Origin of the sequence: uncultured Gilvimarinus sp. (assembly GCF_963975215.1) — a bacterium.
Taxonomy (GTDB): domain Bacteria; phylum Pseudomonadota; class Gammaproteobacteria; order Pseudomonadales; family Cellvibrionaceae; genus Gilvimarinus.
This window is the reverse complement of sequence record NZ_CAXBFW010000010.1, coordinates 105,769-115,937: the sequence shown is the minus strand read 5'-3', so window position 1 is coordinate 115,937 and position 10,169 is coordinate 105,769. Positions and strand designations below refer to the sequence as shown.

Annotated in this window: 8 protein-coding genes; 3 read left to right on the top strand and 5 right to left on the bottom strand. The window is 55.5% G+C overall.

Annotated elements, in window-relative coordinates; all coding sequences use genetic code 11:
- Positions 1–164: 164 nt before the first annotated feature.
- Together pssA and ilvC are read right to left on the bottom strand one after the other, a co-directional pair.
- Positions 165–1,049, bottom strand: a complete 885-nt coding sequence (pssA, locus tag AAC019_RS09180; RefSeq protein WP_339898461.1) for a CDP-diacylglycerol--serine O-phosphatidyltransferase — start codon at positions 1,047–1,049, stop codon at positions 165–167.
- 112 nt (positions 1,050–1,161) lie between these two features.
- Complete coding sequence (gene ilvC, locus AAC019_RS09175) at positions 1,162–2,178, bottom strand: ketol-acid reductoisomerase (protein ID WP_339898459.1); 1,017 nt, start codon at positions 2,176–2,178, stop codon at positions 1,162–1,164.
- Between the two features lie 120 nt (positions 2,179–2,298).
- On the opposite strand from ilvC, the gene ilvY reads away from it, so the two are divergent.
- Entirely contained in the window at positions 2,299–3,165 is an 867-nt protein-coding gene (ilvY, locus tag AAC019_RS09170) for an HTH-type transcriptional activator IlvY (protein WP_339898458.1), read from the top strand.
- A gap of 46 nt (positions 3,166–3,211) precedes the next feature.
- Here ilvY and ilvN read toward each other — a convergent pair whose 3' ends face one another.
- Both ilvN and AAC019_RS09160 read right to left on the bottom strand, forming a co-directional pair.
- Entirely contained in the window at positions 3,212–3,703 is a 492-nt protein-coding gene (ilvN, locus tag AAC019_RS09165) for an acetolactate synthase small subunit (protein WP_041522423.1), read from the bottom strand.
- A 1-nt stretch (position 3,704) separates the two neighbouring features.
- Positions 3,705–5,438, bottom strand: a complete 1,734-nt coding sequence (locus AAC019_RS09160) for an acetolactate synthase 3 large subunit (protein ID WP_339898457.1) — start codon at positions 5,436–5,438, stop codon at positions 3,705–3,707.
- Between the two features lie 445 nt (positions 5,439–5,883).
- On the opposite strand from AAC019_RS09160, the gene AAC019_RS09155 reads away from it, so the two are divergent.
- Positions 5,884–6,315 (top strand): DUF4124 domain-containing protein, encoded by a 432-nt coding sequence (locus AAC019_RS09155; RefSeq protein ID WP_339898456.1) that lies wholly within the window; start codon positions 5,884–5,886, stop codon positions 6,313–6,315.
- 91 nt (positions 6,316–6,406) lie between these two features.
- Here AAC019_RS09155 and clpB read toward each other — a convergent pair whose 3' ends face one another.
- Positions 6,407–9,055: an ATP-dependent chaperone ClpB gene (gene clpB / locus AAC019_RS09150; RefSeq protein WP_339898455.1), complete on the bottom strand. Its 2,649-nt coding sequence runs from the start codon at positions 9,053–9,055 to the stop codon at positions 6,407–6,409.
- Positions 9,056–9,358: 303 nt separating this feature from the next.
- Here clpB and AAC019_RS09145 point away from each other — a divergent pair, with 303 nt between their 5' ends.
- Positions 9,359–10,045, top strand: coding sequence for an OmpA family protein (locus AAC019_RS09145; protein WP_339898454.1), 687 nt, complete (start codon positions 9,359–9,361; stop codon positions 10,043–10,045).
- The last annotated feature ends 124 nt before the right edge of the window (positions 10,046–10,169 follow it).

Genomic DNA, 10,169 nt, shown 5'->3' with positions numbered 1-10,169 from the left:
CACCAATCCGAATCGCACAAGCCCCAAATCACATTATTTTTACACTTTCTTTAACACCGGCTAAATCGGGCAAAAACCGACCACACAAATACCCAAACTACAGGCACAAAAAAGGCGGCTAGCGCCGCCTTTACTAAGCTTGCCGGATGTAGTGCCGGGCGGCCCTAGCTTCTGGGCTCGGGGTTATCGCTCGCATCGGCATCACCGGCCTCAACCGGCGTGCCGGAAGCTTCGGCACTGCGGCGCTTAAAAAGAACGCTCTTGCGCTTCCACAGCCAACAGGCCGGGCCGGAGAATGCGTAGCACGCAGCCATCGCCAATAGTACGCGGGCCGGGTCAATCGTGATAACCACAAACACCAGCACCACCACCAGCATCGCCACAAAAGGCACCCGACCGCGAAAGTCGATACCTTTAAAGCTGGTGTAGCGCACATTGGACACCATTAACAGCGCCGCCAAAATGGTAATCAGCGTAGCCGCCGTAGCGATGCCCCACTCGACATCAACGTCGTGCCCCACCCAAACCATCGAGGCGATCAGCGCCGCCGCAGACGGGCTGGCCAACCCGACGAACTGGCTTTTATCAACGGTACCGATCTGGGTATTAAACCGAGCCAGACGCAACGCAGCGCAAGCGGTAAACGCAAAGGCTGCGGCCCAGCCGACTTTACCAAAATCGGCTAACCCCCAATTAAAGACCACCAGAGCGGGGGCCACGCCAAACGAGACCATGTCGGCCAGGCTATCGTACTGCTCGCCAAAAGCGCTGGAGGTGTTAGTCAGCCGGGCGACACGCCCGTCCAGGCCGTCGAATACCATCGCCACCAGAATGGCAACAGCGGCCACCTCGAAGCGGCCATGCATAGCCGAAATAATGGCGTAAAAGCCACTAAACAGTGCAGCAGTGGTAAATAAGTTGGGCAACAAGTAAACGCCGCGGTGGCGTACTTTTTTATCGCCCTCCTGAACTTCCTCGACATGTTCATCAAACGGCAGCAGGCTATCGTCGTCTTGCTCGTCAAGGTGCTTTTGCGGATCTTGGCTCATACAGTCTCATCTCGCCGATTCAAAACATTAGCGTAACACATAAACGACAAACCCCTGCGCAAGGCAGGGGTTTGCGGTCAGAAGCAAAGCTTCCGGTATAGCAGAGCGCGACTTAGTTTTTAGACTTGTCGACGATCTTGTTAGCCTGAATCCAAGGCATCATGGCGCGCAGCTTCTCACCCACTTGCTCGATTGGGTGCGCCGCGTTATTGCGACGGTTAGCGGTCATTGAAGGATAGTTGTGCGCACCTTCTGCAACAAACATCTTGGCGTATTCGCCATTTTGAATGCGCTTGAGAGCGTTACGCATAGCCGCGCGAGACTCTTCGTTGATCACCTCAGGACCGGTTACGTACTCGCCGTACTCAGCGTTGTTAGAGATCGAGTAGTTCATGTTGGCGATGCCGCCTTCGTACATCAGGTCAACAATCAACTTCAGCTCGTGCAGACACTCGAAGTAAGCCATCTCCGGCGCGTAGCCCGCTTCGGTGAGGGTTTCAAAGCCCATTTTAACCAGCTCAACGGCGCCGCCACACAGAACCGCTTGCTCGCCAAACAGGTCAGTTTCGGTTTCGTCTTTAAAGGTAGTTTCGATGATACCGGTGCGACCACCGCCCACGCCTGAGGCGTAAGAGAGCGCAACGTCTTTGGCTTTGCCAGACGCATCCTGGAAGATAGCGATTAGATCGGGGATGCCGCCGCCTTTGGTGAACTCGGTGCGCACAGTGTGGCCAGGTGCTTTAGGGGCAACCATGATCACGTCCAGGTCTTTACGCGGCACGATTTGGTTGTAGTGGATGGCAAAACCGTGGGCGAAGGCCAAAGTGGCGCCCTCTTTTAGGTTTGGCTCGATCTCTTCTTTGTATAACTGCGCCTGAAACTCATCGGGAGTCAGCAACATAACCACTTCAGCGCCGGCAACGGCTTCGGCCACTTCGCTTACTTTTAAGCCGTGAGCTTCTGCTTTAGCAACAGAGGAAGAGTCTTTACGCAGACCAACGGTTACATTAACGCCAGAGTCATTCAGGTTACACGCATGAGCGTGGCCCTGAGAACCGTAACCGATGATGGCAACTTTTTTACCTTGGATGATCGACAGATCACAGTCTTTATCGTAATAAACCTGCATAGCAGACTCCTGTAGAAATAGGTGAGTAGAAAAATCCCATGCAGTTTAGTCAATGCACGGCGTTACGTAAAATGATATATTCGCAACCTTATATTGCACAACTCGCAACAAAGGCCCGCTATGGATATACATAAGCTCAAGCTGTTTACCGCACTCGCCGCGGCTGGCCACTTTGGCCGCGCCGCCAATAGCTGCCATGTCAGCCCCTCCACCATCAGCCGCAACCTAAAGCAGCTGGAAGAAGAGCTGGGTACAGAGTTAGTGCTACGTGATAACCGCTCGGTGGCACTGACCGATCAGGGACAGCAATTTTTGCAGTTTGCCCGGGAAACATTACAGCAGTGGGAAACCTTTCAGGAATCTTTACTCGCTGGCGCCAAAGAGTTACGTGGGCAACTCAGTTTGTACTGTTCAGTAACCGCTAGCTATAGCTTTTTATACGAGATTCTTACGGAGTTTCGCCCCCGTCATCCGGGCATCAATATCAAACTGCATACCGGCGATCCAGCTCAGGCGATCGAGCGTATCACCCGGGGGCTGGAGGATGTGGCCATCGCCACTCGACCCGAGCGCCTGCCGGCGGGGCTCGATTTTAAACCCATTGCCCACTCGCCACTGGTGTTTATCGGCCCGGTTGACCAAACGCATCTGGGCGGCAAACTCAGCCAGTGGCGCGATTTACCGATGATTATTTCAGAGGATGGACTGGCCCGCGAGCGCTTTAACGCCTGGTGCCAAAAAGAGAATCTCACCCCCAATATTTACGCCGAGGTGAAGGGCAATGAAGCCATTGTGAGTATGGTGAGCCTGGGGTTTGGAGTTGGCCTAGTGCCGCAGATTGTGCTGGACAATAGCCCGCTACAACAACGGGTAAAACGACTGCCCGATCAGCCCGACATGGGCCCCTTTGAAACAGGGATTTGCGTGCTAGAGAAACGATTGAAGAGCCCGATTGTGGCGGCACTGTGGGCGCAGATAAACAGTTAAAAGGGGGAGGCAACGCCGGCGAACTCAAAGTTCGCCGGCGCAAACGTTACAAGCTAAGAACTTTTTCACCACGGGCAATGCCCGAGACGCCGGAGCGCACCACCTCGAGGATCGAGGCGTCACCCACCGATTGCAAGAAGGCGTCGAGCTTGTCGCTCGTGCCGGTGATCTGGATGATATACAAGCTCGCGGTTACATCGACGATTTGACCGCGAAAGATATCGACGCAGCGCTTGATCTCGGCGCGCTGGGCGCCGGCGGCTTTCACCTTGATCAGCATGACTTCGCGCTCGATATGGGCGCCCTCGGTCAAATCCACCAGCTTAACCACATCAATCAACTTGTTCAGATGCTTGGTGATCTGCTCAATTTTATGATCGTCACCCACGGTGGTAAGCGTCAACCGCGACAGGGTTTCGTCTTCCGTAGGCGCTACCGTGAGCGACTCGATGTTGTAGCCACGCTGGGAAAACAAGCCCACCACGCGCGAGAGCGAGCCGGGGGCGTTTTCCATCAGTACAGAAATAATTCGTCTCATGTTATGTACGCTCCGTCTTGCTTAACCACATATCGCGCATGGCCGCACCGGCTACCTGCATGGGGTATACATGCTCAGAGGTGTCTACCGAGATATCCATAAAGACCACGCGGTCTTTCATGGCAAAGCACTCTTCCATTTTTGCCTTAAGCTCTTCTTTTTTGGTCACGCGGATACCCACGTGGCCATAAGATTCGGCCAACTTAACAAAGTCCGGCAACGAGTCCTCGTACAGGCTCTCGGAATAACGACTGGAGTACTGCATGTCCTGCCATTGGCGCACCATGCCCAACGCCTGGTTATTCAGGCAAATAATCTTGATCGGCAAGTGGTACTGGGTACAGGTAGAGAGCTCCTGAATACACATTTGGATACTGCCCTCGCCGGTGACACAGGCCACCACCGCATCGCGATCGGCCATTTGCGCGCCCATGGCCGCCGGCAAGCCAAAGCCCATGGTGCCCAGGCCGCCGGAGTTGATCCAACGGCGCGGTTTATCAAACAGATAGTACTGCGCCGTAAACATCTGGTGCTGACCAACATCCGAGGTAACGTAAGCATCGCCGCCGGTGACTTCGTGCAAGGTTTTGATGACGTCTTGCGGCATGATTTTTTCGCCGCTGTTGTCGTAACGCGGGGCGGTGTACAAGCCGTGACGCTCGCGCCACTCATTGATCTGCGTCCACCAAGAGGCAATCGCGCCTTCATCGGGCTTGTCATCACCCTCTAAAATCAGTGCCAGCATTTCGCTTAACACGCTCTCAACCGAGCCCACAATCGGGATATCGGCGGTCACGGTTTTCGAGATAGACGCCGGGTCGACATCCACGTGAATGATTTTGGCGTTAGGGCAAAACTGCTTAACGGCGTTGGTCACGCGATCGTCAAAGCGCGCGCCCACGGCAAAAATCACGTCGGCATGATGCATGGCCATATTGGCCTCGTAGGTGCCGTGCATACCCAGCATACCCAGAAACTGCTTATCGCTACCCGGGTAGGCGCCCAGGCCCATCAAGGTGTTAGTCACCGGGTAATTCAGCTTTTTTGCCAGGTCGGTGAGCAGCTCTGAGCCATTGCCCTGCACCACGCCACCGCCGGCATAAATCACCGGGCGACGAGCCTCAAGCAACAATTGCGCGGCTTTTTTAATTTGCCCCGCGTGGCCGCGAGTGGCCGGCGTGTAAGAGCGAATTTTGACCTTCTCGGGATACTCGTAGGGGAAGGTCTCAAACGGGCTGGTCAAGTCTTTGGGCACATCGATAACCACCGGGCCGGGGCGGCCAGTGCGGGCGATGTAATAGGCTTTTTTAACCACCTCGGGAATTTCGCTCGGGTGCTTAATCATAAAGCTGTGCTTTACGATCGGGCGCGAGATACCGACCATATCGGTTTCCTGGAAGGCGTCTTCGCCAATCAGGTGGCTCATGACCTGACCGGAAATCACCACCATCGGGATCGAATCCATATAGGCGGTAGCAATACCGGTGATGGCGTTAGTCGCGCCAGGGCCCGAGGTCACCAGTACGGTGCCCACTTCGCCGGTGGCGCGCGAATATGCGTCGGCCGCGTGTGTCGCGGCTTGTTCGTGGCGCACTAAGATGTGCTGAACGTCTTGTTGCCGGAAAATGGCGTCGTAAATATGCAGTGCTGCGCCGCCCGGGTAACCGAACAGGTACTTCACCCCTTCGTCCCGCAGCGAGCGAATGAGCATATCGCCGCCTGATAGCATTTCCACGTTGTATCCCCTTTTAAAACAGCTGGTCTCAACAGAATGCGCCCACTATACCAAAGACCACGGCAGAAAGGCCGCGTCAGGATAGCAGAGCGATAAATAGATAGTAGATTCCCCAAGTTACGCGCTTGTAGCGATGGCGGTTTCTTGGGCAGGCGGCATCGGTGGATGCGCCTACGCGGTGCGGATGGTTCAACAAGCGGGTGACCTGCTGGGCGTAGCGTGAAACACCGAGGTTGTCGGCAGAGCTTACGGGCCATCTAGCGAACTGGCTATTTTCCCAACTTGACCATTTTTGTCAAGTATTAAGGCACCTCTTATACCGGTTTGGCGGGCAAAAAACCTCGCAGGCGACCGACTCAGTCACATTTTTGCGACACGGAGTTTTCCGCCAACCGGCAATAAGCGTTATAGTGGGCGGGATAACAACGTACTTTAAGGTGGCATTATGTACAAAATCTTCGGTCGCGCACTGGGCGTGCTGGCACTGGTCGGTGCATTTGGCAGCACTCAGGTAATTGCCGATACGTTTTATAAATGGACGGATGAGGAAGGCGTTGTACATTTTGGTACCCGGCCACCCAGCGGTAAAGAAAGCACGGCCATCCAACCCAAAACGGGCCATAGCGAGCCGGTAAACTACGATCACTTTGCCAGCGACGACGAGCAGGCCGCCGCCAAGCAGCAGCAAACGGCCACCCAAGACAACTCCAATAAAGATCCGGAGCGCTGCAAAGTGGCCCAGAGTAATCTGGAGATATTAAACCGCGGCGGACGGGTTCGCGAGCCAACCGACGACGGCAGTTTTATCTATTTAAGTGAAGAACAAAAAGCCGAGCGTATCGAGCAAGCGCAAGAAGCGGTAGACGAATCCTGCTAAGCTTGCTCTAAGCACAAGCGTCCACCCACAAAACAAAAAAGCCCCGATTTTCCGGGGCTTTTTTGTGGCTGGCTTTAAACCGTTAGAAGGCTCAGTGAGGCTTAGCCGCCGAGAACACAATAGTATCGCCGGCAAGCTCCGCCTGTATCACATCTCCCGGCGCAAACTTACCCGCCAATATCTCTTGCGCCAGCGGATTTTCGATCGATTGCTGGATCGCCCTTTTGAGCGGACGCGCACCGTACACAGGGTCAAACCCCGCCTCGGCCAGCCGATCCATCACGCCGTCGCTTAAACCCAAAGACATGTCTTTATCGGCCAGGCGCTTAGCCAGCAGCCCTACCTGAATATCGGCAATGCCACGTATTTGCGCTTTCCCCAGTGGGTGGAAGACCACCGCCTCATCCACGCGGTTGATAAACTCGGGCCGAAAGTGCTGCCCCACCACCTCCATAACGGCGGCCTTCATCGCGGCGTAACGGTTTTCGTTGTCCACCGAGTCGGCCAACTGGCCGGTAGCATCAAACGAGACGGTATCGAAGGATTTATCTTCGGCCAGATCCTGAATGCGATCGGAGCCTAAGTTGGAGGTCATCACCACCACGGTATTGCGAAAATCGACCGTGCGCCCCTGACCATCGGTTAAGCGGCCATCGTCCAGCACTTGCAGCAAAATATTAAACACATCCGGGTGCGCTTTTTCGATCTCGTCGAGCAGCAATACCGAGTAAGGCTTACGCCGCACTGCCTCGGTCAGATAGCCACCCTCTTCATAACCTACGTAGCCAGGAGGGGCACCAATTAAGCGGGCCACCGAGTGCTTCTCCATAAACTCCGACATATCGATGCGGACTAAGGCATCTTCGGTATCAAACAAAAAGGTAGCCAACGCTTTACACAGCTCGGTTTTACCCACACCGGTAGGCCCTAAAAACAAAAACGAGCCGTTGGGCCGGTTGGCATCGGACAGCCCGGCCCGCGAGCGGCGCACGGCGTTGGACACAGCCACTACGGCTTCATCCTGACCGATCACCCGTTGGTGCAGCGCCTGCTCCATTTTTAGCAGTTTTTCGCGCTCGCCCTCGAGCATTTTGCTCACGGGGATACCGGTCCACTTGCTGACGACCTCGGCAATTTCTTCATCGCCGACGCGGTTGCGCAGCAGGGTCATCTCCATCATGTCGACCTGGCTGGCCATATCCAGTTGTTTTTCCAGCTCGGGGATAATGCCGTACTGCAGCTCGGACATCCGCCCTAAATCACCTGCGCGACGGGCGGTTTCTAAATCCAGGCGCGCCTGCTCTAAGTTGCTTTTAATTTCTTGTGAGCCATGCAGCGCGGCCTTCTCGCTGCGCCAAATTTCTTCTAGCTCAGCGTAGTGGCGCTCCAGCTCATCAATATCAGCTTCGAGTTTCGCCAAACGTTTACGGCTGGCCTCATCCTCGTCTTTTTTAACCGCTTCGCGCTCGATTTTAAGTTGGATCAAGCGTCGCTCCAGGCGATCCATCTCTTCCGGCTTGGAGTCAATCTCCATGCGTATACGGCTGGCGGCCTCGTCGATCAAATCAATGGCTTTATCGGGTAGCTGCCGGTCGGTGATGTAACGCTGAGATAGCTTGGCCGCGGCAATAATCGCCGAGTCGGTGATATCGACACCGTGGTGAACCTCATAGCGCTCTTTAAGACCACGCAGTATGGCAATCGTGTCGGCCTCGGAGGGTTCATCCACCAATACCTTCTGAAAGCGACGCTCGAGCGCGGCGTCTTTCTCGATAAATTTGCGGTATTCATCCAGCGTAGTGGCGCCCACACAGTGCAGCTCGCCACGGGCGAGCGCAGGCTTGAGCATATTGCCGGCATCCATCGAGCCCTCGGCTTTACCGGCACCCACCATGGTGTGCAACTCGTCGATAAACAGAATCACCCGGCCCTCTTGCTTCCCCAGCTCATTCATTACAGCCTTTAAACGCTCTTCAAAATCACCGCGAAACTTGGCACCGGCCAACAGCGCGCCTAAATCGAGCGACAGCAAACGCTTGTTTTTAAGCCCCTCGGGCACCTCACCATTAACGATGCGCTGGGCCAGCCCCTCGACGATAGCCGTTTTACCCACACCGGGCTCGCCAATCAATACCGGGTTGTTTTTGGTGCGCCGTTGCAATACCTGAATGGTGCGGCGAATCTCATCGTCCCGGCCAATCACCGGGTCAAGCTTGCCCGCCTCGGCGCGCGCGGTTAAATCCAAGGTGTATTTATCCAGCGCCTGGCGGTTGCCCTCGGCGTCGGCGTCATCCACCGTCTCGCCACCGCGCACCGCCTCTACCGCTTGCGCCAAGCGCTCGGTGTTACCAAACTGCGCCAGCTGTTTACCTAACTCGGAGTCTTTGTCCTTCATGGTTGCCAGCAGCAACGACTCGCTAGAGACAAACTTGTCGCCGGCTTTTTGCGCGTAGCGGTCGGCCAAATTTAACAGCCGGCCCAGCTCGGGTGACATACGCACATCGCCCGAAGGGTCTTGCACCCGAGCCTGACGATCGAGGGTTTTATTCAGCTCATTACGCAGGCCCTTTACATCAAAGCCCGCCTGGGACAATAACGGTTGCACTGTACTACCCTGCTGATCGAGCAAGGCCAACAGCAAGTGCACTGGCTCCAGCTGGCTGTGATCCCGCCCGACAGCCAGCGACTGAGCGTCCGACAGAGCCAGTTGCAATTGATTTGTTAAGCGATCTATTCGCATTGATCATTCCTCGCGTTGCCATACCGGGCCCAGCACAGGCGCGGCACTAAACATAAAGCCCACAAAGCTTTCGTGGTTATTTAATAAGGGCGCGGCGGGCAATATCAAGATGCCGGCGCAACAATCTTTGTGCGCAAGCGGCGCTGGCAAGCCTAAACAATATTCATCATAACGCCAGCCAGCAACGTCATATTTCATCACAATTGAGCGCCAGGTTGCCTTAATTGCAGCACAGGCTCGCCTACTTTGTTTTGTGTAATAGCACCTGAAGCAAAACCATACCCCACCATCAGGAGCAGCACTATGAAAAAAGCACTTCTCGCCAGCGCCATCGTCGCCACCACCGCAGTAGCCTCGATTGACAGCCACGCTGTGAGCCTTGAGACCAAGCAAGCTGGCGTCGCCACCGGCGGCCTATTGGCCGGAGCACTGATTGGCGGCCCGGCAGGCCTGGTCGCGGCATTCGTTGGCACCATTTATGTCAGTGAGCAAATGGAGAACAACGCCGAGGCGGCGGCGCTGGAAAAAAAATGGCAGGCCTCGCAGGTGGAGCTTAACGACATGACCCGCCAACTGCATGCCGCACACAGCACCATCGATAATTTTGAGACCATCACGCTCGATCAGCTGGAGCTGCAAGTGATGTTTAAAACCGGCGAGGATCAGCTTAGCCCGCAAAACAGCAGCGCGCTTAATACTCTGGCGAAATTTTTAGTCGAAAACCCCGAACTGTCAGTACAACTGGACGGCTACGCCGACCCCCGGGGCACGGATGAGTACAACAATGTCCTGTCGCAGTATCGCGCACGCACCGTACTCGAAGCGCTGGTGGCCGCCGGGGTCAGCCCCCAGCGAGTACAACTCAACGCTCACGGCGCCAGCACCACTAAAGCAACCCCCGGCGACACCGAGACCTACGCGCTAGAGCGCCGGGTGGAGATTCGTATCCTCAACCCGGCCGAGCCCAACGGACTTGCTCAGGCGCACTAAAGCCTATTGGTTCCAGACTCCCTCTTAGGCGGCTACGGCCGCCTTTTTTGTCGGTCCATTGCGCCACTCTGCCCCGCCGCGCGCGCATCGTAGAATTTACAACAAAATGTATTTCGCGCCAGCA

Coding starts and splice junctions, on each gene's coding strand:
- pssA (WP_339898461.1), bottom strand. CDS start 1,049: ATGAGCCAAGATCCGCAAAAGCACCTTGACGAGCAAGACGACGATAGC.
- ilvC (WP_339898459.1), bottom strand. CDS start 2,178: ATGCAGGTTTATTACGATAAAGACTGTGATCTGTCGATCATCCAAGGT.
- ilvY (WP_339898458.1), top strand. CDS start 2,299: ATGGATATACATAAGCTCAAGCTGTTTACCGCACTCGCCGCGGCTGGC.
- ilvN (WP_041522423.1), bottom strand. CDS start 3,703: ATGAGACGAATTATTTCTGTACTGATGGAAAACGCCCCCGGCTCGCTC.
- AAC019_RS09155 (WP_339898456.1), top strand. CDS start 5,884: ATGTACAAAATCTTCGGTCGCGCACTGGGCGTGCTGGCACTGGTCGGT.
- clpB (WP_339898455.1), bottom strand. CDS start 9,055: ATGCGAATAGATCGCTTAACAAATCAATTGCAACTGGCTCTGTCGGAC.
- AAC019_RS09145 (WP_339898454.1), top strand. CDS start 9,359: ATGAAAAAAGCACTTCTCGCCAGCGCCATCGTCGCCACCACCGCAGTA.